Below are 21,707 nucleotides of genomic sequence, written 5' to 3'. Positions count from 1 at the left end.
AGGGCGGGGCGGGCGCCTGGGCGCGAGGGCCGCCGGACGCGGTACCGGCCGCGCCGGCCTGGTCCGAGGAGCGCGCCGGGCCGGTCGACGCGGTGTCACCGGCGGTGGTGGTGCCGGGGGCGGGTTCCGTGTGACCGACCGGCCAGAGGGCGACGGTCACTCCCACGGCGCCCGCGGCGACGAGAACACCGGCCCCGAGAAGCAACCTGGACCCGTGTCCGAACGTCATTCTCCTCGGAGTACGCCTCGGGGTACGAGAAGTCTGCGGGCCCCCCGGATTCCTGGGACCCCGTTTCGGCTCAGGGGCGCGTCGCCTCCGCCCGGTCACCGGTTTCCACCCGCCAGCGCCTCACGTATCGACCGCATACCACGCACCTCCTGGATCGCCACCACCTCCGAACCTACGACCCCGCCCCACCGGGCGCGTCCACCGTACGTCTCTAAACTCTCCCGTTCGGGTGAAATTCAGGCGCCGGTCGGACAGCTCCTGACCGCTCTCGATAATGTGAGCGGCACTTCTCTCACATCGCACATCTCGCGTATCGCGCGGCTCCCACGCATCTCCCGCGCCGACACCAGACCGACACCAGAACGCCGAGGACTCACGCTGTCCGTGCACCGTCTCCCCCACCTGTCCGGCCAGCTCGACATGCCGGCCCAGACGCGCACCGAGTCCCCCTCCTCTACGCCGCCGAACCTGGCCCGGTTCAACACCGACCCCGCCGAGGCCGTCGAGCGCGCGCTCCTCACCTGTCTGCGCAGCCTCCGCTGGGCCCGCCGGCTCACCGACCACCGCCCCTATCCGGACCTGGACTCCCTGCTCGCGGCGGCGGACGAGGCGGCGTACGACCTGGCACCGGGCGATCTCGCCGAGGCCCTGGCCGCGGAGGCGCTGCCCGCCCTGCCCGACGGTGTGTACTCGGCGGCCCACACGGCACTGAGCGCAGCGCACGCCGCGTACGAGAGTCGATTCGGGCATGTGTTCGTCATCCACGTCGACTGCGCCTCCCCGGACGAGGCCCTCAACCAGGTCCTGACGGGCATCCGGTCACGGTTGGCGAACGATCCGGAGGAGGAACGGGTGGTCGCGGCGGACGAACTGCGGCGCCTGGCGGGAGCACGGCTGAGAAACGCCCTCATGGGCGCGGGTCGGCACTGCGCGGCCGGCCACTGACGGCGCGCACCCACTCCCCCTGGTGACCCAATAGCCCGTACGAAGCCAGTTTGATCTCATAGGTAGGCCCGCTGTAAGCGTTCCGACAACACGTCGCTACGATGGCGAGGGCCGGTGGACCGTACCCGGCCGGGCCCGTCCGACATCGAAGCCGGCGCGGCTCCGATCCCCGCTCCCGGAGGGTTTTCCGTGCCGGCTGGAACGCTGTACCGCGGCCGGGAAGGAATGTGGTCCTGGGTGGCTCATCGAGTCACCGGCGTCCTCATCTTCTTCTTCCTGTTCGTACACGTCCTGGACACCGCTCTTGTCCGTGTCTCCCCCGAGGCCTACGACAAGGTTGTGGCCACGTACAAGACGCCGATCGTCGCCGTGCTGGAGTACGGCCTCGTCGCCGCCATCCTCTTCCACGCGCTGAACGGCCTTCGCGTCATCGCCGTCGACTTCTGGTCGAAGGGCCCGCGCTTCCAGAAGCAGATGCTGTGGACCGTCGTCGGCCTGTGGGTCGTGCTGATGCTCGGGGCGATCTACCCCGTCCTCGGCCACGCCGCTCGTGAACTGTTCGGGAGCTGACACACATGGCGACGACTGAATCCACCGCCTCGGGCATCGGCCCCGTCGAGGGCGCGGGCGCGTTCGCCGGGTACGACACCGACAACCCGGCGCCCCTGATCGAGGCCCCGCGCAAGCGCACGAAGAAGACCCCCAAGTCCACCCGGGGCAACTTCGAGATGTACGGCTGGCTGTTCATGCGGCTGTCCGGCATCGTCCTGGTCGTGCTGGTCCTGGGCCACCTCCTGATCCAGCTCGTGCTGGACGGCGGTGTCTCCAAGATCGGCTTCGCGTTCGTGGCCGGCCGCTGGGCCTCGCCGTTCTGGCAGGTCTGGGACCTGCTGATGCTGTGGCTGGCGATGCTGCACGGCGCCAACGGCCTGCGTACCGTCATCAACGACTACGCGGAGCGCGCGAACACCCGACTGTGGCTCAAGGGCCTGCTCTACACCGCCACGGTGTTCACGATCCTGCTGGGCACGCTGGTGATCTTCACCTTCGACCCGAACATCCGCTAGGCCACGGTGCTGAGGGACTGAGGAAATCCTGATGAAGATCCACAAGTACGACACCGTCATCGTCGGCGCGGGCGGCGCCGGTATGCGCGCCGCGATCGAGTCGACGAAGCGCAGCCGTACCGCCGTACTGACGAAGCTCTACCCGACCAGGTCCCACACGGGCGCCGCGCAGGGCGGTATGGCCGCCGCGCTCGCCAACGTGGAGGAGGACAACTGGGAGTGGCACACCTTCGACACGATCAAGGGCGGCGACTACCTGGTCGACCAGGACGCCGCCGAGATCCTGGCGAAGGAGGCCATCGACTCGGTCCTCGACCTGGAGAAGATGGGCCTGCCGTTCAACCGCACGCCCGACGGCACGATCGACCAGCGTCGTTTCGGCGGCCACAGCCGCAACCACGGCGAAGCCCCGGTCCGCCGGTCCTGCTACGCGGCCGACCGCACCGGTCACATGATCCTCCAGACGCTGTACCAGAACTGCGTGAAGGAGGGCGTGGAGTTCTTCAACGAGTTCTACGTCCTCGACCAGCTGATCGTCGAGGTCGACGGTGTGAAGCGGTCGGCCGGTGTCGTCGCCTACGAACTGGCGACCGGCGAGATCCACGTCTTCCAGGCGAAGGCCGTGATCTACGCGTCCGGCGGCTGCGGCAAGTTCTTCAAGGTGACGTCGAACGCGCACACGCTGACGGGTGACGGACAGGCGGCGGTCTACCGCCGAGGCCTGCCCCTGGAGGACATGGAGTTCTTCCAGTTCCACCCGACCGGCATCTGGCGCATGGGCATCCTGCTGACGGAGGGCGCCCGTGGTGAGGGCGGCATCCTCCGCAACAAGGACGGCGAGCGCTTCATGGAGAAGTACGCGCCGGTGATGAAGGACCTCGCGTCGCGTGACGTCGTCTCGCGCTCCATCTACACGGAGATCCGCGAGGGACGCGGCTGCGGCCCCGAGGGCGACCACGTCTACCTCGACCTGACGCACCTCCCGCCGGAGCAGCTCGACGCCAAGCTGCCCGACATCACCGAGTTCGCGCGCACCTACCTGGGCATCGAGCCGTACACGGACCCGATCCCGATCCAGCCCACCGCGCACTACGCGATGGGCGGCATCCCGACCAACGTCGAGGGTGAGGTACTGAGGGACAACACGACCGTCGTACCCGGGCTGTACGCGGCCGGCGAGGTCGCGTGTGTCTCGGTCCACGGCGCCAACCGCCTCGGCACCAACAGCCTCCTGGACATCAACGTGTTCGGGAAGCGGGCCGGGATCGCGGCGGCGGAGTACAGCCAGAAGGCCGACTTCGTCGAACTCCCCGAGAACCCGGCGGAGCTGGTCGTCTCCCAGGTGGAGCGCCTGCGCGAGTCCACGGGCACGGAGCGGGTCGCCGCGCTGCGTCTGGAGCTCCAGGAGACCATGGACGCGAACGTCATGGTGTTCCGTACCGAGCAGACGATCAAGACGGCGGTGGAGAAGATCGCGGAACTCCGCGAGCGCTACCTGAACGTCTCGATCCAGGACAAGGGCAAGCGGTTCAACACGGACCTGCTGGAAGCGATCGAGCTCGGCAACCTGCTCGACCTCGCCGAGGTCATGGCGGTGTCGGCCCTGGCCCGCAAGGAGTCCCGCGGCGGTCACTACCGCGAGGACTACCCGAACCGCGACGACGTCAACTTCATGCGCCACACCATGGCGTACCGCGAGGTGGGCGACGACGGCACCGAGTCCATCCGTCTCGACTACAAGCCGGTCGTCCAGACCCGCTACCAGCCGATGGAGCGTAAGTACTGATGGCAACCCCTGTTCTGGACAAGGCGGACGCGGCCGGCGAGCCCGAGCCCGGCTTCGCCGACTCCCCGTACATCACGGTCACCTTCCGCATCCGCCGCTTCAACCCGGAGCTGGCGGCCGAGGCGGTCTGGGAAGACTTCCAGCTGGAGATCGACCCCAAGGAGCGTGTCCTCGACGCCCTCCACAAGATCAAGTGGGATCAGGACGGTTCGCTGACGTTCCGCCGCTCCTGCGCGCACGGCATCTGCGGCTCGGACGCCATGCGGATCAACGGCAAGAACCGCCTTGCCTGCAAGACCCTGATCAAGGACATCAACCCGGCCAAGCCGATCACGGTCGAGCCCATCAAGGGCCTGACGGTCCTGAAGGACCTCGTCGTCGACATGGAGCCGTTCTTCCAGGCGTACCGCGACGTGATGCCCTTCCTCATCACGAAGGACACCAACGAGCCGACGCGCGAGCGCCTCCAGACGGCGGAGGACCGCGAGCGGTTCGACGACACGACGAAGTGCATCCTGTGCGCGGCGTGCACGTCGTCGTGCCCGGTCTTCTGGAACGACGGCCAGTACTTCGGCCCGGCCGCGATCGTCAACGCGCACCGCTTCATCTTCGACTCGCGTGACGAGGCGGGCGAGCAGCGCCTGGAGATCCTGAACGACCGCGACGGCGTCTGGCGCTGCCGCACCACGTTCAACTGCACGGACGCGTGCCCGCGTGGCATCGAGGTCACGAAGGCGATCCAGGAAGTGAAGAGGGCGCTGATCACTCGGCGGTTCTGATCTCGCAGTACGTTCCGGTGGCCGTGCTCCCGCGCTTGCGGAGGCACGGCCACCGGGCGTATACGGGCATACTGCGTACGATTGGGAACTTGGTCAACTCCCGTACCACACTGGGTACATGACCATCCTGAGGAAAACGATCGCGACACTGTCGGCGGCCACGGCCACGGCGGCCGCACTGCTCGCGATACCCCCCACTGCCTCGGCAACTCCCGTCCAGCAAACGGCATATGGCCAACGCCCCCTCGCCCGGGAGAACTTCGACCACCTCCCCCTCGGCCCGGTGACGGCCGGCCGCGAGTGGACGACAGACACCTCCCACGGCACCCTGACCGTCGAGCCGAGCACGACCGGCAAGGGCCGCGAACTCCACATCCGTACGGAGGGCAACGGCCGCGCGTTCGTCGTCTTCCCCGACCTCTCGGCGCCCGGCAACAGTTACTGGGCCCGCCTGCGCCTGCGCGTGGACGCCTTCCCCACGGCTCCCGACTGGGCCCACTGGACGCTCGCGGAGGCCTCCGGCACCGGCTCCCCCACCCTCGTACGCCCGCTGGGCGGCCAGTACGCCCCCACCGACAAGGGCAACTTCTGGGGCGTGGGCTCCGATCTGGGCCCGACGGGCGACTGGACGTCGTGGCGGACGTCGACACCGGCGGTCGCGGGGAGCTGGAGCTGCGTCGAATTCCATATGGACGGCGCGGACAACAGGGTCACGGTGTACTTCGACGGGGTCGAGCAGTCCGACCTGACGGTGGACGCCACGCATCACGGGGGCGCCCAGACTTCCGACTTCGCCTTCCCGGCGTTCGACAAGTTGAAGTTGGGGTGGCAGCTGTATCAGGGGAACCCGTCGCCGGCGTCGTACGACGTGTGGATGGACGATGTGGTGGTGAAATCGGGGCGCGTGGGCGGGTGTTGAGGCGGAGCCTCTGACCCGGTGAAGGGGTGAGGCGGGCGGTTCCCTGCCTCACCCCTTCACGTTCGGGTGAACCGGATCCGTAGTCCCTCCCCGAGAGGCCGACAGTACGCCAGGGTACTAGTATGAAAGCGTACTATTCGATGAGGACCGATGGCCTGGCATCTTGAAATGGCCTGGAGGTTCGCGACTGGCTGCACGAACTTCGCAAGGACAACCGGGCCACGGCTCAGCTCGTAGGCCAGGCGATCCAGGCTCTCGTCGACGAAGGCCCCGACCTCGGACGTCCCCTCGTGGACCGGATCAAGGGTTCGGCCCTGCACCACCTCAAGGAGTTACGTCCCGGCTCAGCCGGAAGCAGCGAGATCCGCATCCTGTTCGTCTTCGATCCAGAGCGCAGCGCCGTCCTTCTAGTGGCCGGCGACAAAGCGGGCCAGTGGAACGAGTGGTACCGCCGTTCCATCCTCTTGGCCGAAGTCCGGTACACGGAGTGGCTCGTTCACCTGAAGCAGAGGCAGCAGAAGGAGACACAAACATGACCAGCTTCCACTCTTGGGACGAGGTCAAGGAGGAGGTCTTCGACGCCGAAGACCTCCACGAGATCTCGGCAGGAGCCCGGCGTATGGTCGCCGAGGCACGCGCGCACCGGCTCGCCGAGATGCGTCGCCAGCTCGGTCTCACTCAGCGCGAAGTAGCCAACCGTATGCACGTGCGACAAGAACGGGTGTCCGCCATCGAGCGCGGCAGGACGTCATCCGCAGAGGTCGGAACTGTGGCTGCCTACGTCGCCGCCCTGGGCGGAGAGCTGGAGGTCGTCGCCAACTTCAATGGGACGCGGGTGGTTGTGGCGTAACGCGACTGTGGGGTGACTGACGCGCAGGGTGGGTCATTTCGCATACCTGGACGATTGGTCGGGCACCGGGCACCCGAAGGCCCCGGACCGAGTGGTGCGCCCGGCCTGGCATGATCAACCCCGACATGTCATGAACAGAGCGGCCTCTGGGGAGGGGTCGGGGGGAGGTACGCAGCGATGCGCACCATCACAGAGGGCGTGCTGGATTCCAGCCGGTGCCCTGAGTGCGGCACGGACATCCAAGCGGACAGCCGGTTCACCACATGGTGTCCCGACTGCGACTGGAACGTGGATCCGGGCGGGCCGGAGGAGAAGAAGAGCAGGCTGGAGATGTTGCGCCGTACGTTGGCGCAACGGCACGGCGAGAAACTGCTGGCGACGATGAGTGCGGACGCGGCCGAGGAGCAGCGGACCCCGCGTGACGTGTACGGGGTGCTGGCGTACGCCATCGCGCTGCTGATCCACGGCGTCACGGCTGTCCTCTTCGTGGCCGGAGTCTGGTGCCTGGTGAGCGGCTGGGGCGGGTTCCTCATGCTGCCGGGGGCGTTCCTGTTGCTGCTGGGCTGGGCCCTGCGCCCCAGGCTGGGCCGGCTCCCGAAGGAGGAGGCCACCGGCGTCGTCCTGCGCCGCTCCGACGCCCCGACACTGTTCGCTCTGATCGACGAGGTGGCCAAGGCGTCGGGCACGAGGGGCGTGGACGCCGTCGCGGTCAACGCGGAGACGAACGCGAGCGTACGGACGTACGGCCTCCGGGGCCGCCTCCTCACCCTGGGCCTCCCGCTGTGGGAGTCCCTGTCCCCCGAGCACCGAATCGCCCTGCTGGGCCACGAGTTGGGCCACTACAGCAACGGCGACACGCGGCGCGGACTGGTGCTGGGATCGGCGTTCAGGTCGCTCGCCCTCTGGCTCTACTACCTCTCCCCCGACGCCAACCCCACGAACGCCCTCCAGATAGTCACCAACCTGGTGATATCCGTGCCCCGGCTGCTCGTCCTGGGCGTACTGATGCTGCTCGACACCCTCACCCTGCGCGCCACGCAGCGCAGCGAGTACCTCGCCGACTCTGCTGCGGCGCGGGCCGGTTCGACGGAGGCGGCGGTCGGCCTGATGGACCGCCTCCTCGTCATCGACTCCATCGACATCATCCTGCGCAGCGAGGTGAACAGCCGGCGACTGCGCCGCGGCGGCCAGGCCCGGGGCACCGAAGGCGACGGACTGTGGGAGGAGTTGGCGGCACATGTCGCCTCCGTCCCCGAGTCCGAGTACGAACGCCAGCGCCGCGCAGGCGCGTTGCGCGGCCACAGCGTCGACGCGACCCATCCGCCGACCCACTTGAGGCGCCGGCGGCTGCTCGACGGGGCGGCGGTTCCGGCGGTGGTTGCCGCGGATGAGGAGCGGGTGGGCCGCATCGCCGCCGAGTTGGCCGATGCGCGAAGGGTCGTGGCTCGGGAGGTTGTGAGGGACGGGGTTGACGGGGCGTAGGCCTCGGGGCGTTGTCAGTGGTGCCGCATAGAGTCCCGCCATGTCCAAACCGCCTCTTACCTGAAGCGCGAGTGGACGAGGGATGCCTGGCCGCCCTTCAAGGAGTGGCCAGGCCTGGCAGCGCCTGCCACGCCGGTGACGGACCCTGCCCCGCCCGCCGGAGAACTCGCCACCGCACTGGTCCGCAGCAGTCGGGCCCAGTGTCTGGCACTCGTGGAGGTCTCCCGGGGAGCTGACGCACCCGCCGCCCTCAACTGGTCCGGGCCGGCCAACCACATCAGCGTGGAAGAGCTGTCGGCGGTCCTCCGCTCTTGGGAAGACCGGTTCGGAATGCGTGTCGTGGGCTTCGGACACACAAGTCTCTATGTCTCGGTCGCCTCTCCACCGACAGCCATCGACCAAGCCCGAGTTCTGACGGCCGAGCACTACGTTGCCTGCCCGGACTGGTTCCACGAGGACCCGTCCAGAGACTGGGAGGCATACCCCGAGGAGCTCATGACGCGCCACGAATGGGAGTTCTGGTGGGACTGACTGCGGCCGCTGCCGCGGAGACTCTGGCCGACATCCCGCAGCAGTAGGAGAAGGACGGCCCGATGGGGGCCCAGTGACCGATGTGCGCTGCGTGTCGGTCCCCGGGCCCAGGGGCGACGATCAGGTGGCGGTGTTCCCGGCGCGGAGCGCGCGGATACGGGCCAGCAGCGCGAGCGGGTACGGGTCCGGCTGCACGAGGTGCGCGTGCGCGCTGTGCGCCCACACCACCCGGCCGGGCCCGGAGTTGGCGTGCACGTACGCCACCATGACCGCGTCGTCCGGATCGGTCCCGAGGCGCGCTTGCAGGCCCTCGCCACACGGTGTGGACTGCCCGGGTGACCAAGGTTCTCTATCTGATCTCCTGCGCTGCTCCGCCCGCCCAGTCCGTCGCTACGGGCATACGCAAGGCCCAAGGCGCCGGATGGGACGTCTGTCTCGTCCTCACCCCCTCGGCCCACCGCTGGCTCGAGAACGACATTGCCGAGCTTCGTGAACTGACCGGGTATCCCGTACGCCACCAGTACAAGTTGCCTGCCGAATCCGACGTGTTGCCACCGCCGGACGCGATCCTCGTAGCCCCCGCCACGCTCAACACGCTGACAAAGTGGGCTGACGGCCACGCCGACACACTCGCTCTCGGACTCGTCACGGAGGGGATCGGGCTACGCCTACCGCTCGTTGCCCTGCCCTACCTGAACCAGGCCCAGGCGGCTCACCCGGCGCTCAAACGGAGCGTGTCCATTCTCCGGGACTGCGGAGTGACTGTGCTTCTTGGCGATGGAGGATTCATCCCTCATGTGCCCAAGCACGGTGACGTGGAGGCGTATCCGTGGGACGCGGCTCTGGCTGCTCTGCCCGCGTGATCGAAGCGCCGCGACGGCCGGGGGGCCGCCGAGTCGGAAGCGACTTGCCCGAGCGGCTACGGGAGCGCACCACGCGGCTGTGCCACGTGGACTACGTGCTCCGATGCTGGAGGGAACTCCGACACCCATGCCGCGCAGTCCCCGCCCTGGAAACAGCCCTGGCCGAGTACGACGACGTGCACGCACGGGACAAGGACCTGTACATGTCCTGGCTCGCCGACTCCTACATGACTGCCGGGGAAGTCGCACAGGCAGCCCCCTGACGAGTAAATAACGGCAGAAGCCTCGCCAGAAAAGCCTGGCGGGGCTTCTCGCTTTTCACCCAAATTTCAGCTTTAGCCCGATTCTCGCCAGCGAGTCACAGCCCGCCAGCACAGGGCGAGAGCGAAAGACCCGAAATCGTCTCCGAGCCTCTCCATGCCCTGACGGTCGGCGACGCCAGGATTCCAAACGAGGACCGGATACTCGCCTTCCTGATCCACTTTGGAGGAGTCGAGAACAATCAAGCCGCCCATTCCATCAAACATTACAACGATCAGGTCGGGGGGCATTCCGTACTGAGTGCAAGCATCCAGGGTCTCAGCTACGGAGCCCAACAGCTTCTGCCCCATGGCAGGTGTCTGATACACGCCGAGGAACTCTTCGCCAGCGATATCCCAGGTCCCGAACTCTCCGATCACACGGCGATAGGAGGGAGGGAACATGACGCCTAGGTCGCGCTCAGCGATGGCGATCGTCCCTGCGTCGCAGCCATCTGCATGATTCGCGATGTCGTCGTTGCCGCGAACCAGCTCGATCAGTCGCTCACTGGCCTCGATTGCGCTCATCATCCACCAAATCCTGCCGCTCTGTCTTTCCAGTACTGGGATTTCCAGGCGTTGAAGGCATCGCGATCGATTCCGCCGGGGATCCTGGTGCCTGCCTTCCAGTGCAGCTGATTATAGTTCCCGAAGTGTATGGAGTGCGTCACCTCAGCGATCGGCCCGTCCTGCGTCTGGAGCATGTGGTGAAGGTTTAGCGGCTTGCCGTCCGGGCCGATCGGTGCCAGCCCCTGCTGCATTCTCTTGAGATTACTTCGACCATACTTGCCTGCAGGCGAAAAGTAGCCCGGATTCACCAGATCATCCCGCTGATAAATGCGCTGACCGTTATAGTCGGCCCCCGACCAGAATTGGCAGCTTGAGTTGTGAACCAGGATCGGCGTCTCGCCCGCCAGCACATAGTACGTGTGCTCGCTCGGGGGCCGTCATCTGCGTTTTCGCAGGTGAGCGCTATTCGGCTTGTACGCAGGTGTGCGTGGAAGTGCCGCGTTGTGCACCCCTGTTGCCGTCGGCGTTGCCGTCAGACGGCTTTGCGCGTGAGGGAGGTGGAGTGGGCTTTGGCCGGTGTCCTGCCCGGGTTGGGGTCGGGCATGGTCAGGGGGCCGTACGCTGGCCCGGCAACTCGGGCAGGCTGTGCCCCTGCCCGGAATTTGAACGAGTGGCCCCCTGGCCTTGCCCGACGCGGGCCCCGACCCGGGAAGGTGGGTAAAGCCCATGGAGCCGACCGACCCCACCGCCGTGCTGCGCACCGGCCAACTCCCCGTCGCCGCCTCGCCGTCGGCCTGGTGCTCGCCGTTCGGGAGCGTCTGGTCTTCGCCCGCTTCCGGTCGTCCGCTACGCGCTTCTGCGCGGCCTGGTCGCTGGCCGGCCCGCGGTGGCGGAGCCGAGAGCGGGCCGGGTGGGCGGCCGTGCCGCGCGCGACCCGCGTCAGCGGGTCGCCTTGACACGGGAACCGCCGCCATCCGCCGCACCTTGCAGCGCACCAGCTCAGACGGGCTCACCACGCTGCCGACCAAGACCCGGGCCTCCGAACGCCGCATCGCCCTCCCCACCCGCTGCCTCCACTCGCTGAAGCACCACCACGAACAGCAGCAGCACGAGCGCGAGGCAGCAGGCACCACGTGGCAGCACAGCGGGCACATGTTCACTACCGCGCAGGGCGGATCGATCGACCCGACCAACCTCACCCGCACCTTCACCACACTTCTCCGCAATGCCGGCCTCCGCCGCATCCGCTTCCACGACCTCCGCCATTCGGCGGCGACGCTGCTCCTGGAGCAGGGCGTCGAACTCGTCGTGATCAAGGAACTCCTCGGCCACGCCCACATCGGCGTCACCGCTTCGGTGTACGCCCACGTCCGACTCCGCCTCCAGCGCGACGCCATCGACACCCTCAGCACCGCCCTGGACTGTCCCACCAACGACGAGGCGACTCGCAACGACGGCGGCGACCCCCCGCTGTGCGGAGCCGCCGTCCGCTGACGTTGCCGTCAACTACTGCCGTCAAACACCTCTGAAGCCCCATCAGTCACACCCGATGGGGCTTCAGATTCGCAATAGCAACGATCGAACAGTCGTCACTCGACCGACTCTACCGGTCGTATGGTGGCTCGCCGAGCGCGTGAGTGAGACGATTGATTACTTCATCGACAGTGAAGTCCCATCCGGTTAGGTGCTGTCCACTCCAGTTAATCCCAACCCGGAAGTCATCCTTGGCTAGATCCGGCAAAGCCGCGCTTCGCCAATGATCCAGCGGCATTGAAACAGCACGGAATTGAGGACCCCATATCTGAGCGGCGCGCTGCGCACGGGCCTCCGACGACCAATAGGGAAAAGCTGGTCTCCCAGAACTTGAGACCGGGGTCGGACTGCCATCATCGTCTCGAACCCACCAAACGGTACGAGTCCCAACGATCTCACGGAAAAAGGCCGCTGCCTGAGCCCCGCTTACGCTCACCCTAATCCTCCCAGATCGTCCCGACTTGAACATCACGCATGGGCGCGGCACTAGAGGGCCCCAGTGCCGCGCCCCGTTCGCAGCGTTAGTAGCCGGGTGGGAGCCTACGGTATCCGCCAGGATCCATGATGGCATGATCCTCTGGCCATCGCGGCGTTAGCAACATACCACCATCCCGCTCGGGAATTGGTTCATGGCTCAGTTCCATCGATTCCCACGATCCGTCCGGACGCTGTCGCTGTGGGGCCGATCCGCGCTTCATTCGGCTGATGTTCGCAGCACCGTATTGGTCTGCGGCGTCCGGCTCCATCGCTTCGTTCTTCCAGAACCGCTTACGCATGGTGGACAGGGATGGCGCGACACCATTCTTATTGGGCTTGGAATAATCTTCACCCAACTTCCAACGCCCACCGCAGTTGCTGTTGTGAACGAGGACCGGAGTCCCGCCCGCCAGCACATAGTACGTGTGAAGGTCATCGACCGTCAGGTTGTACGTGCGGGCACGCTTTGAGAAGGGGCGGTTTGCGGCGACCGTGACGGTTGAGCCGTCCGGCTTACGCAGGTGCATACCAACCGCGAGGTTGCGCGTCGCCACCCAGTGGCCGAGTTCGGGCACCCAGAAGGGATGTTCATTGGTGGCTGTGAGCTTCTCGATGCCGTCTTCGGTGGCAATGGAAAGCTCGTTGAAGCGCTTGTCGTCTTCAGTGATGATCAGGCGGGTTACCTTGCGCGGGCCGGTTTCCCCTGTCTCGGGATCGGTCGCCAGCACCTCATCGCCGACCCGTATATCCTCGATGTCCTTTGATGACTTATCCGCCAGCAGAACATCTGTGCCTGCCAGGAAACATTGGCTGCAAGGGCCGGAACTCTGGGAAGAGCGATTTCCGCCAACTCCCAGTCCCCCAGGCCTTTCCCCTACGCCGGTCATAGCAATCATGGCCACCGCGCCGAGCGCGGGGATTTTGCCGAGACAGCCACTTTCTCGCCCGAGGTGCATACAGGCGAGGAATTTGATATGGGTCAAGATGTTCTGGCCTACTTGCTCGTCCTCAGAAGTGGCCAGACAGGACGCTCCGTCTTCTTGACACCAGTTGGCAGCGTCCTTCCAGAGCTGTTGCTCATACCTATCGGCGTATTCCCAACTCCGGTCGACGTAGACGCCTGGGTAGACCTCTTGATACTTCTTCTTGAAGGCAGGAGGGGCGACATTTCCATCGTCGACCGCAGCCGAATAGTTCTGCGAACTCTTCTTCTTGACCGGAGCGTGGCCAGGAGTGGTGTTCTCTGAATTGGGGTCAGGCCGGGTCCCACAGTCGACGGCGGGACGCAATCCCGTGGGATCGCTTTTACTGATGGGACTGTTGCCGCTGTACGCATACCCGTTCATCTGGAGCGGGTCCGCTATGTCGATGATCGGGTCCGCCGACAGGAACCGCCCCGACCCCTGGTCGTACTCCCGCGCCCCCATGTGCGTAAGCCCAATCCCGACGCCCAGGTAACCCCGCTTGTTCGGCCAGCTCGCCGGCTTCGGCCCACGCACCTCGCCGTACGGCTTGAAAGCTCGGCGGGTTACCGGCTGCGTGGTGTTCGTGACCTCGATCGTCGTGTTGGACGTGCCCAGGTGGTCGGACAACATCACGTTGCGCTTGTGGCCCGTTGTCGCGCCGTTGCTCGTCGTGCGGACCACTGTCGGGGCGCCGGGGTGGGCGTACGAACGTGAGGCGCGCACGATCGTGCCGCTCGCGTCCGTCGTCACCTCTGTTTCGCCCAGGTACAGGGTCGAGCCCGACGGCGACTTCTCCAGGAGGCGGTTGCCGTTGGCGTCGTAGATGTACGTCGTTGTCTTGCCGTCGTCCGTGATCGTGGCCGGCTTGTTCTCCTGCGTCCAGGTCAGGTTCTGCGTCGTCGCCGACAGGTCGCGGACCTTCGTGTTGCCGACGGCGTCGTACTGGTAACCGCTGCCCTGGCCAGCCGGGCTGGACGTGATCGAGCCCAGCGTGTGCGGCTGCTTGCCCTGGGCGTTGCCATAGCCGTACTTGAGGGTGACGTTCTTCGTCGCGTCCGCCGGGTTGTACTCCGTCATCGCGGCGCGGTTGCCGAGCCAGTCGAACGTGAACGACTGGCGGTACGCCGTCGCGCCCGTGGAGACCGTCGTCGCGTCCGGAGTCGTGGCCAGCAGGGTCGACTTCAGCGAGTCGTCCGGGGCCGTCGCGTCCGACGCCGTGTCCGGGGCGTCCGCCACCGGGCCCGACGAGGGCCCGTAGTCCTGGCGATGGCCCCACGTCGTGCCGTTCGCGGCCTTGCAGCTCTTGCCGTCGACGGGCGTGATGTTCGACGTCCAGGCGTTGGCCAGCTCACCCATCACGTCGTACGTGAAGCACTGCGTGTCCCAGGGTGGGGTGGTCGAACCGTCCGTCAGCTGACGGGAGTTGGACGTGATCATGCCCGACTCGTCGTACGAGTAGTAGCTGTCCGTGATGCGGTGCGGGTCCGCCGTCTCGCGGTCCGCGACCGTGCGCTGGAGGCGGCCTGTGGACGGGTCGATGAAGTTCGTCGTCCAGACGCGGTAGGGCTGTGCGCCCGACACCGTGCGCAGGGGCTCGCCGTACGGGGAGTAGGTGACGTCCGCCGTGTACCAGGTCAGGCCTGATGTGGACTCCGGGAGGCCGTCACTGTTGTAGCGGGTGACCACCTTCTCCTGCGGCAGGCCGCCGATCGCCGGCAGCGTCACCGACAAGGGGTTTCCGGTGGGCGTGTACGTGTACTTGTACGCGTACGTGCCCGAGAGGCCTGCGGTCAGGGGGTTGGACGCGATTGTCGTCTCGGTGCCCGTGGGGCGGTACTCCGTGTCGTAGCCCGTGACGCGGTTCGTGTAGTCGCCCTGCGAGGAGTGCCGGGTCGACGCGACCGGCAGGCCCAGCGCCCCGGCCATGTCGTACGTGAACGACTTCACCGCGGCGCCGGTCGCCGAGCCCTCTCGGACGTACCGGACACGGCCGAGTTCGTCGTACTCCGTGAACGTCGTCCGATTCTCCGCGTCCGTCACCTTGTTCGGGCGGTCCGCGTCGTCGAACCAGGTGTCCGTCCTGCCCACGTCCGGGTCCGTGGTGGAGACGACGCGGCCCCGTGCGTCGTACTTGTACGACCAGACGTTGCCCGCCGGGTCCTTCACCTCGGTCCGGTAGCCACGGGCGTCGTAGGTGTACGTCGTCGTGCGGCCCTGGTCCGTGGCGGCCGCGTCCTTGTAGTGGAGGATCGAGGTGACGCGGCCCAGGGCGTCGGTGAAGGTGCGGGTTCGGGGGGCGGTCGAGCCGGGCGGGTCCACGTACGTGCTCGTGTCGCTGTAGGTCGTATCCGTCTCGTACTTGAACTCGCCGGCGTGGTACGTCGACTCGCGGTACGGGCGTTCCAGACCGTCGTAGCGGAACTTGACCTTGCTCGGGATCAGGGTCTCGGACCTGGGGCTGAAGAGCGCCGTGGCGGGATCGCCCTTCGCCAGGTAGGCGCCCTTCTGCTCGTCCACCAGTCCGTGGTCGTCGTACGTCGTGTCGCTGATGACGCGGCCGGGGCCGTGCGCCTCCGACTGCGTCTGTACCTGGCGCAACAGGCCGTCGTAGAGGGTGACTTGTCTGCTGTAGGTGCCGTCGTCCTTCAGCGTGCTGGTGGTGACGGCGGCGGGGCGGGTCACCTTGCCGTTGGCGATCGCCGAATCGTAGGAGATCACCACGTCCGGCTTACCGCCCGCCGAGCGCGACGGGGACCAGCCCCTCACCATGCGGCCTAGGGCGTCGTACTCGCTGCGCGTGACACGGTTGTTGGCGTCGGTGACCGTCAGCGCCAGGCTCCGGCCGGGGTCGAAGGTCGTGGTGACGGCGTGACCCAAGGCGTTGGTCGTCGTCACGGCGGTGACCGGGCCGCCGCCGTCACCGGGCGTGTACTCGGTCCTCGTCGTGCCCGCCCCCGGCTTCGTGACCGTACGGATGCGGCCCAGCGGGTCGTACGTCGCCCTCGCGGCGACCACGTCCGACGTTCCGGTGCCGTCGACGTCGGTGACGGTCGTCACCTGCCCCTTCGAGGGGATCTCGATGCCGCTGGTACTTCCGTCGTAGCTGTAGCTCACCGACTTGATGAGCTTGGTCTCCGGGTCCGCCGTCCCGAGCCCGGCGCACGAAGTGCCCGTACTGCGCTGGGACTTGGGCAGGCCGATCAGCCAGGCCGCCGGGTTGTGGACGTACGTCGTCACCGTGCACGTCTGGTCGGAGAGTGTCTCGGCGCTGCCGTTCGGCTTGACCACCGCCGTCTCCACCTGGATCGGCAGGCCGTACGAGTCGTCGACCGCCGTGAGGGTGCGGACCGCGCGCCAGCTCGTGTCGACGGTCTGGATCTCGTCCGTACGCCTGACTCCGCTGCGGTGGGCCAGGAGCGGCTCCATGTCCGTGGCGTCCTCCGCCTCCCTCGGGCGGGACGCGGTCTGTTTCGACCAGGGGAAGTTCAGGGTGCGCTGCTGGACCTTCTTCCCGGAGTCGCGGTAGGTGATGGTCTCCGCCGTCATGCCCGCGTACTGCCGGTCGTCGTCCGCGAGGAGTGTGTACTTGTCCTCGGAGTCCTTGACCTGGCCCCCCACACCCAGGAAATAGCGGGTCTTGGAGTACGACTGGGTCTGCAGGATGCCGTTCCCTACGGTGGAGCTGCCCTTCGTCACCGCCACCTCGCGGTAGCCCCGCCAGTCGCTGAACGTGCGCAGGGACGGGCGGGTGAACTCGTCGTCGCTCTTGGACCAGGCAGGGCCCGTGTACTCGTACAGGGTGTGTATGTCCTGGCCGTGCGAGGTGACCTTGTCCCGCTCCGTGACGGAGGCGACGACGTACTTGTTGAACCACGCCTTCGCGGGGGTCTTCTCGTCGCCGTCCGGAGACCAGCGGACCGGGTAACACGTACCGTTGTCGCGGCCCTTGTCCGTGGCCGGTTCGATCGCGCAACCGCCCTGGTACTCGACCTCGACGTCGCCACCGCTCTCCGTGGACACCGTGCCGATGCGAGGGCGGGTGAAGCCGGGGCGCTGGTCGCCCGGGCCGGTGCGGACCAGGTTCGGGAGCTGCTTGTCGCGCAGGCGCACCCTCAGCGGGGAGGTCGATCCGACCTTGTACTCGGAGAAGCTGACGCCGTCCGTGTGCTGGAGGATTCCGGTGCTGTCGCCGGGAGCGAAGCCGCGGCGGGTGATCGAGTTCAGCCAGAGGCTGGGGGCCGTGTCGTACCAGTCCTTCGGGAAGGACTGGTTCAGGGTGTACGTGTCGACCTTGCCGAGGCCCGTCTGACCGGGCCGGGCCCCCTTCGTCGTGATCGTGGCCAGGCGCATCTGCGTCCAGAAGGACGGGAACGCGGGGCACATCTTCGACGTGGCTTTGCAGTTGAGGTTGCCTGGCGTGTCCCACCAGAGGCGGTACGCGCCAGGGTCGTCGGTCTTGGCGAAGTTGTCGTCGTCGCACGCCGCCGCCGACTCCAGGCAGCGCTGCTCGGCACCGAACTCGACCGTCGCCGACGGCTTCGTCAGGTCCGCGCGCATGCCGTACTCGATGATCCTCGGGTAGGCGAAGCGGTCGTACTGCTCCGGCGCCGTGAACTTCTTCTTCACGGCGTAGTGGTTCTTCTCCTGGTTCCAACTGATGACCAGTGTGTTGCCGTGGACGTCGACGACCTTGTCCAGGCCCCAGCGCCAGGCCTGCTGCTTACCGGCGCCGCAACGGGAGTTGGCGAAGACCGTGGAGTTGCACGGCTCGCCCGGGTGGTTGCCGAAGACCGGGACGGTGGAGACGGAGTCGGTGTCGGCGTGGCCGCCGCCCACCTTGTTGAGGCCGTAGTAGTACTTGGTGCCGTCGGTGGTGGTGACGATCCAGTACTCGCCGTTGTCGTCCCTGTTCGTACCGGCCACACGGCGCTCGACGCGGGTGCCGTCGTCCTGCATGGGGCGGTAGACCTCGGTGTCGGTCTCGGGGTTGCTGCCGGCGGGTGCGTCCCGCACGAGTTCGGTGGTCCTGCCCGCCAGCGACATCACCGCGTTGTACGACACCCAGCACAGGTCGGACGTCTTGTCCTTCGCCGCCTTGTTGTTGGGGATACCGGACTTGAGCGTCTTGCGGTCGTCCTGGCAGCTCCGGTACCGGCGTTCGATGTGGCCGGGGTCGTAGTCCCAGCCTTCGCCGATCCAGGACACCTGCGGCGAGGAGACCGCCGTACGGCCGTCCACGGTCTGCGAGTTGTAACCGAGCGAGATGCTCGGGGCCGGTCCCGCGGGCGCCGCCGGGACGGTCAGCGGATACGACCAGGTGAAGGCGCCCGAGGATCCGCCGGCCGCCCACTTGCCGCTCGACGCGAGAGGCGTCGCCTTGAACGAACCGCCGTTGCCCTGGCCGGAGTCGACCACGCCCACGGCGGCACGGTCACCGGAGGCTGCCACGGCGGTCCCTGTGGCGGTGGATGAACTGCGGTAGGAGACCTGGGCTATTGACGGTCCGCCGGATATGGGCTCAGGTCTCGCCGAGGCCGGGGTGACCGTCCCGTCGGCCGCCGTGTCGACGATCGCCGTCACCGCCTGGGCTGCCGTGTCGTTCGTCGTCTCCAGTTCCACGTATTCCTGGCACGCCTCGATCTGCGGGGTGTCGAGGTAGCACTCGGGGAACTGCACGAACGTGAGACGGGAGGCCCAGTCGGCGCCGTAGAGGCTCTTGAACTTGGCGTAGTTGACCCTGACCGAGATCGGAACGGATCCGGTCGCCGGGGCCTGGACACCCACGACGGTGCCGTCCACACCCTGGGCGACGGACTCGGTGCGACCGTAGACCCTGACATCCCAGATGCCTTTGGGGGCAGCCTGGTCGGGGGCCTGGCCGAGGCTGACGGGAAGGGTGCCGACCGGTTTCGGGTCCGCCACCTGTTGGGCGGTGGCGCCGGAACGGACGGCTGCCGTTGTCGCGGTCGTGGCCGAGCCGAAGTCGACGCTTCCCGTGCCGACCGGCGTTGTCGTCGTATTCGGCGGAGGCTGCACCCGGTTGGGAGGCACCGTCGCCCTGAGGGTCTCCAGGTTCCTGTCCTCGGTCACGCCCTCGATGGGCACTTCCGGATCGAGCGTCTCCAGTTTGAGGGTGTCCTCACGGCCCCGTTCGGCCGCGGCGGGGTCCGGCGGAACCGCGAACGCCTGCACGGGCAGGAGACCTACCAGCAGGGCGGCGCCGACAGTGGGCACAACAGCCGTACGCAGCTGGCCAGCGGCGGGGGTTCGGCCGGGGGCACCGACACCGACTACGCGCCCGCCGGCTGGGACAGGGCAAGCATGCTCAACGTGCTCGGCACCCCGGATGTCAACGGCGACACCGTGCCCGACCTGTGGGCCGTCCGCGCGGACGGCTCCGTCCGCTTCTACGCCGGCGGCAAGGCGTCGGTGGTCCCGGGCTCCGGGCGGGAGGTTCTCTCCGCGAAGAGCTACTGGAAGAACCGGATCGCTGTGGGCTGAGCGGGCGTACGCAGGTCGTCGAGGGCCCCTTTTCCACTGGAAACGGGGCCCTCCCGTGTGCCCGGCACACCTTCGGGTAACGCCGTGCGAAGGGGGCACGCCCGGCCCTCCCGGCCCACGATGATGGCCTCGACACCAGCCCGACAGGAGGCACCTGATGTCCGCAACAGCTGTCGGGCAGCCCCACGGCGAACGTCCGCTGATCGCGGAGGCGAACCGACTCATGGAGCGCAATCCGGGCAATCGCGTCGAGATCATCGCAGGCGTGATCCTCGTGTCCCCGCTCCCGGACATCACCCACGCCCGTGCCCTGGCCAGGCTCACTCGCCCGTTCACCGCAGCCGGCATCGACGGAAGCGAGACCGAGGTATTCCAAGGCGTCGGCCTGTGGTTGCCCAGCGGTACCGAGGACTACGCCATCCCTGATCTGGTCGTCGTCGACGCCGACATCGAAGACCACCACGTCGAGAACAACTGCTACGAGCCGGTGGCTTTCCGACTCGTTCTGGAGGTCACCTCCAGCAACTGGAAGGCCGACCTACAGACCAAGGTCGCCGCCTATGCCGGTGCCAACGTGCCTGTCTACGTCGTCGTCGACCGCAAGCACCAACGCCTGCACGTCCTGACCGACCCCACAGGCCACGACTACACCACCCACCGCATCCACGCCCCCGGCGAGATCGTCACCCTCCCCGACTCGATCGGGGCCAAGGTCAGCCTCGATGTGGCCGAGGTCCTCTACGCCGGGCAGGCGAAGCGGACCACCTGACCGCGCTGGTCATCGCATCCACCTGCCGTCTCCAGCCTCCACCGATTCCCGCGACCCGCCCCTTAATCTGACGCCATGTCAGATAACGAGTCGTACGAACTGCTCGGTTTCGACAACGTGCTGCTGCCCGTCGGGGATCTCGCCGAGGCGGTCGCCTTCTATCAGCGGGCCGGGTTCGGGATCACCGCCCGGCTCGACGAGGCCGGGATCGCCGTGCTGCGGGTCGGCGCCGAGACGCCGGGGCTGCTGTTGCGCGTCGAGGAGGCGCTCGGGCACCGGGCGCCGCCGTGGGCCTCGCCCCGGATCTGGCTGGAGGTGCCGGACGCCAAGGCGGCGGCCCGCGCTCTCGCGGCCGCCGGCATTGCCCCGCTCGACGCGCCGCTCTCCGTCGCCACGGGCTGGACCGTCGAGATCGCCGACCCCTGGGGCAACGTCATCGGCTTCACGGACTACCAGAAGCGGCCGGAGCTGGCGCGGTCATGAACCCGGTCGGCGATCGATCGCCGTCAGGTCGGTGTCGATGTCGAAGGGCACGGCCGGCTTGAGGCGGTCGTGAAAGATGCCGGTGAGGGCGTAGGCCTTGGTGGCGGGGTCGAGTTCGTAGACGTGGACGACCGGGAGCCCCTTGTCGCCGTCCTGCTCGACCCGCCAGAAATGTGCCACCCCGGCCACCGCGTACTTGCGGGGCTTGACCTCGCGGTCCCGGTCCCGGGTGTCGGCGGCGACCGCCTCCACCGCCAAGAGGACATCCTCCGGCTCGTACCACGTCTGGTCCGGGCCGGTGTTCGCCGTCTCCCGTACGACGATGACGTCCGGTTCGGGACGGTTCCTGGCGTCCAGCCTCACCGTCATCCGTGACATGACATGACATGACATGACATCCAGGGTGCCAGGGGCCTGTTCCAGAAGAGCGCGCTCCAGCAGGCGCAGCGCGCGGGCATGGAACCGTGTCTGCGGGCTGACGAAGACGAGGCTTCCGTCGAGCAGTTCCGTGTGCGACGGGAGGCCGGGGATGCGGTCGAGGTCCTCTGCGGTCCAGCCGTCCGGGGGCGGGATCGGCCAGCGGTTCGGCGGGGCGGTGTCGAGCCACTCCTCCCGTTCCTCCCACCCCTCCCACCCCTCCCGTTCCTTCGCCTGATTCCGCCCCTGCTCCTCGCGCCCGGCGTTCACGGTCGGCCACCCCCTTCTGGACAGCTCCCGCC

General features: G+C 67.3%; 21 protein-coding genes and 2 pseudogenes. 16 read left to right on the top strand and 7 right to left on the bottom strand.

Going from position 1 to position 21,707, the window contains the following annotated elements; all coding sequences use genetic code 11:
• Positions 1-229: pseudogene (locus AOK08_RS17460) on the bottom strand (hypothetical protein); the annotation flags it as partial.
• Between the two features lie 420 nt (positions 230-649).
• Between AOK08_RS17460 and AOK08_RS17455 the strand changes: the two are divergent.
• The 10 genes from AOK08_RS17455 to AOK08_RS47385 all read left to right on the top strand — a co-directional run bounded on the left by AOK08_RS17455 (position 650) and on the right by AOK08_RS47385 (position 8,588).
• Positions 650-1,174, top strand: a complete 525-nt coding sequence (locus AOK08_RS17455; RefSeq protein WP_055526598.1) for a 2-oxo-4-hydroxy-4-carboxy-5-ureidoimidazoline decarboxylase — start codon at positions 650-652, stop codon at positions 1,172-1,174.
• 189 nt (positions 1,175-1,363) lie between these two features.
• Positions 1,364-1,744, top strand: coding sequence for a succinate dehydrogenase, cytochrome b556 subunit (sdhC, locus tag AOK08_RS17450; RefSeq protein ID WP_079054090.1), 381 nt, complete (start codon positions 1,364-1,366; stop codon positions 1,742-1,744).
• Between the two features lie 5 nt (positions 1,745-1,749).
• Complete coding sequence (locus tag AOK08_RS17445; protein WP_055526592.1) at positions 1,750-2,241, top strand: succinate dehydrogenase hydrophobic membrane anchor subunit; 492 nt, start codon at positions 1,750-1,752, stop codon at positions 2,239-2,241.
• 31 nt (positions 2,242-2,272) lie between these two features.
• Positions 2,273-4,027, top strand: coding sequence for a succinate dehydrogenase flavoprotein subunit (gene sdhA / locus AOK08_RS17440; protein ID WP_055526591.1), 1,755 nt, complete (start codon positions 2,273-2,275; stop codon positions 4,025-4,027).
• On the top strand, positions 4,027-4,806 hold the full coding sequence (locus AOK08_RS17435) for a succinate dehydrogenase iron-sulfur subunit (protein ID WP_055526589.1): 780 nt from the start codon (positions 4,027-4,029) through the stop codon (positions 4,804-4,806). Before sdhA ends, AOK08_RS17435 begins: the two co-directional genes overlap by 1 nt.
• A 118-nt stretch (positions 4,807-4,924) precedes the next feature.
• Entirely contained in the window at positions 4,925-5,725 is an 801-nt protein-coding gene (locus tag AOK08_RS17430) for a hypothetical protein (RefSeq protein ID WP_055526587.1), read from the top strand.
• A 173-nt stretch (positions 5,726-5,898) separates the two neighbouring features.
• A complete protein-coding gene (locus tag AOK08_RS17425; RefSeq protein ID WP_055526586.1) occupies positions 5,899-6,261 on the top strand; it encodes a type II toxin-antitoxin system RelE/ParE family toxin in 363 nt (120 codons plus the stop codon).
• Positions 6,258-6,575, top strand: coding sequence for a helix-turn-helix domain-containing protein (locus tag AOK08_RS17420; protein WP_055526584.1), 318 nt, complete (start codon positions 6,258-6,260; stop codon positions 6,573-6,575). The genes AOK08_RS17425 and AOK08_RS17420 overlap by 4 nt, the downstream gene beginning before the upstream one ends.
• Before the next feature lie 177 nt (positions 6,576-6,752).
• Positions 6,753-8,057 (top strand): M48 family metalloprotease, encoded by a 1,305-nt coding sequence (locus AOK08_RS17415; protein WP_055526582.1) that lies wholly within the window; start codon positions 6,753-6,755, stop codon positions 8,055-8,057.
• Positions 8,058-8,192: 135 nt separating this feature from the next.
• Positions 8,193-8,588, top strand: a complete 396-nt coding sequence (locus AOK08_RS47385; RefSeq protein WP_338400140.1) for a DUF4253 domain-containing protein — start codon at positions 8,193-8,195, stop codon at positions 8,586-8,588.
• A gap of 120 nt (positions 8,589-8,708) precedes the next feature.
• Here AOK08_RS47385 and AOK08_RS17405 read toward each other — a convergent pair whose 3' ends face one another.
• Entirely contained in the window at positions 8,709-8,855 is a 147-nt protein-coding gene (locus tag AOK08_RS17405) for a hypothetical protein (RefSeq protein ID WP_241826985.1), read from the bottom strand.
• Between the two features lie 68 nt (positions 8,856-8,923).
• On the opposite strand from AOK08_RS17405, the gene AOK08_RS17400 reads away from it, so the two are divergent.
• Both AOK08_RS17400 and AOK08_RS17395 read left to right on the top strand, forming a co-directional pair.
• Positions 8,924-9,451, top strand: coding sequence for a flavoprotein (locus AOK08_RS17400; protein ID WP_055526579.1), 528 nt, complete (start codon positions 8,924-8,926; stop codon positions 9,449-9,451).
• A 44-nt stretch (positions 9,452-9,495) separates the two neighbouring features.
• Positions 9,496-9,714, top strand: a complete 219-nt coding sequence (locus AOK08_RS17395; RefSeq protein WP_055526577.1) for a hypothetical protein — start codon at positions 9,496-9,498, stop codon at positions 9,712-9,714.
• 72 nt (positions 9,715-9,786) lie between these two features.
• Here the strand turns inward: AOK08_RS17395 and AOK08_RS17390 are convergent, their stop codons facing one another.
• Both AOK08_RS17390 and AOK08_RS45790 read right to left on the bottom strand, forming a co-directional pair.
• Positions 9,787-10,281, bottom strand: a complete 495-nt coding sequence (locus AOK08_RS17390) for an SMI1/KNR4 family protein (protein WP_055526573.1) — start codon at positions 10,279-10,281, stop codon at positions 9,787-9,789.
• The gene (locus tag AOK08_RS45790) at positions 10,278-10,670 is read right to left on the bottom strand and encodes an HNH/ENDO VII family nuclease (protein WP_157876707.1); all 393 of its coding nucleotides are present in this window, start codon (positions 10,668-10,670) and stop codon (positions 10,278-10,280) included. Before AOK08_RS45790 ends, AOK08_RS17390 begins: the two co-directional genes overlap by 4 nt.
• A 541-nt stretch (positions 10,671-11,211) precedes the next feature.
• Here AOK08_RS45790 and AOK08_RS17385 point away from each other — a divergent pair.
• Positions 11,212-11,754: pseudogene (locus AOK08_RS17385) on the top strand (site-specific integrase); the annotation flags it as partial.
• 109 nt (positions 11,755-11,863) lie between these two features.
• Here AOK08_RS17385 and AOK08_RS43255 read toward each other — a convergent pair.
• Entirely contained in the window at positions 11,864-12,262 is a 399-nt protein-coding gene (locus tag AOK08_RS43255; RefSeq protein WP_241826987.1) for a DUF2750 domain-containing protein, read from the bottom strand.
• A gap of 52 nt (positions 12,263-12,314) precedes the next feature.
• Positions 12,315-19,469, bottom strand: a complete 7,155-nt coding sequence (locus tag AOK08_RS17380) for a polymorphic toxin-type HINT domain-containing protein (protein WP_241826984.1) — start codon at positions 19,467-19,469, stop codon at positions 12,315-12,317.
• 87 nt (positions 19,470-19,556) lie between these two features.
• On the opposite strand from AOK08_RS17380, the gene AOK08_RS47380 reads away from it, so the two are divergent.
• The 3 genes from AOK08_RS47380 (at position 19,557) to AOK08_RS17370 (ending at position 20,988) form a co-directional block, all read left to right on the top strand.
• Complete coding sequence (locus AOK08_RS47380; RefSeq protein WP_241826983.1) at positions 19,557-19,736, top strand: hypothetical protein; 180 nt, start codon at positions 19,557-19,559, stop codon at positions 19,734-19,736.
• Positions 19,737-19,893: 157 nt separating this feature from the next.
• Positions 19,894-20,505 carry a Uma2 family endonuclease gene (locus tag AOK08_RS17375; RefSeq protein WP_055526572.1) on the top strand — a complete coding sequence of 204 codons (612 nt, stop codon included), beginning with the start codon at positions 19,894-19,896 and terminating at the stop codon, positions 20,503-20,505.
• A gap of 75 nt (positions 20,506-20,580) precedes the next feature.
• Complete coding sequence (locus tag AOK08_RS17370) at positions 20,581-20,988, top strand: VOC family protein (RefSeq protein WP_055526571.1); 408 nt, start codon at positions 20,581-20,583, stop codon at positions 20,986-20,988.
• On the opposite strand, the gene AOK08_RS17365 is transcribed toward AOK08_RS17370, so the two are convergent.
• Complete coding sequence (locus AOK08_RS17365; RefSeq protein ID WP_055526596.1) at positions 20,983-21,561, bottom strand: Uma2 family endonuclease; 579 nt, start codon at positions 21,559-21,561, stop codon at positions 20,983-20,985. The two genes, AOK08_RS17370 and AOK08_RS17365, sit on opposite strands and share 6 nt — an antisense overlap.
• Between the last annotated feature and the right edge of the window lie 146 nt (positions 21,562-21,707).

The organism is Streptomyces graminilatus, assembly GCF_001418565.1.
Lineage (GTDB): Bacteria > Actinomycetota > Actinomycetes > Streptomycetales > Streptomycetaceae > Streptomyces > Streptomyces graminilatus.
This window is presented reverse-complemented; position numbering and strand designations above follow the sequence as displayed.

Excerpts from the sequence above, each read along its gene's own strand:
- AOK08_RS17455 (WP_055526598.1), top strand. The coding sequence starts at position 650 with ATGCCGGCCCAGACGCGCACCGAGTCCCCCTCCTCTACGCCGCCGAAC.
- AOK08_RS17445 (WP_055526592.1), top strand. The coding sequence starts at position 1,750 with ATGGCGACGACTGAATCCACCGCCTCGGGCATCGGCCCCGTCGAGGGC.
- sdhA (WP_055526591.1), top strand. The coding sequence starts at position 2,273 with ATGAAGATCCACAAGTACGACACCGTCATCGTCGGCGCGGGCGGCGCC.
- AOK08_RS17435 (WP_055526589.1), top strand. The coding sequence starts at position 4,027 with ATGGCAACCCCTGTTCTGGACAAGGCGGACGCGGCCGGCGAGCCCGAG.
- AOK08_RS17430 (WP_055526587.1), top strand. The coding sequence starts at position 4,925 with ATGACCATCCTGAGGAAAACGATCGCGACACTGTCGGCGGCCACGGCC.
- AOK08_RS17420 (WP_055526584.1), top strand. The coding sequence starts at position 6,258 with ATGACCAGCTTCCACTCTTGGGACGAGGTCAAGGAGGAGGTCTTCGAC.
- AOK08_RS17415 (WP_055526582.1), top strand. The coding sequence starts at position 6,753 with ATGCGCACCATCACAGAGGGCGTGCTGGATTCCAGCCGGTGCCCTGAG.
- AOK08_RS17405 (WP_241826985.1), bottom strand. The coding sequence starts at position 8,855 with ATGGTGGCGTACGTGCACGCCAACTCCGGGCCCGGCCGGGTGGTGTGG.
- AOK08_RS17390 (WP_055526573.1), bottom strand. The coding sequence starts at position 10,281 with ATGATGAGCGCAATCGAGGCCAGTGAGCGACTGATCGAGCTGGTTCGC.
- AOK08_RS43255 (WP_241826987.1), bottom strand. The coding sequence starts at position 12,262 with ATGTTCAAGTCGGGACGATCTGGGAGGATTAGGGTGAGCGTAAGCGGG.
- AOK08_RS47380 (WP_241826983.1), top strand. The coding sequence starts at position 19,557 with ATGCTCAACGTGCTCGGCACCCCGGATGTCAACGGCGACACCGTGCCC.
- AOK08_RS17375 (WP_055526572.1), top strand. The coding sequence starts at position 19,894 with ATGTCCGCAACAGCTGTCGGGCAGCCCCACGGCGAACGTCCGCTGATC.
- AOK08_RS17370 (WP_055526571.1), top strand. The coding sequence starts at position 20,581 with ATGTCAGATAACGAGTCGTACGAACTGCTCGGTTTCGACAACGTGCTG.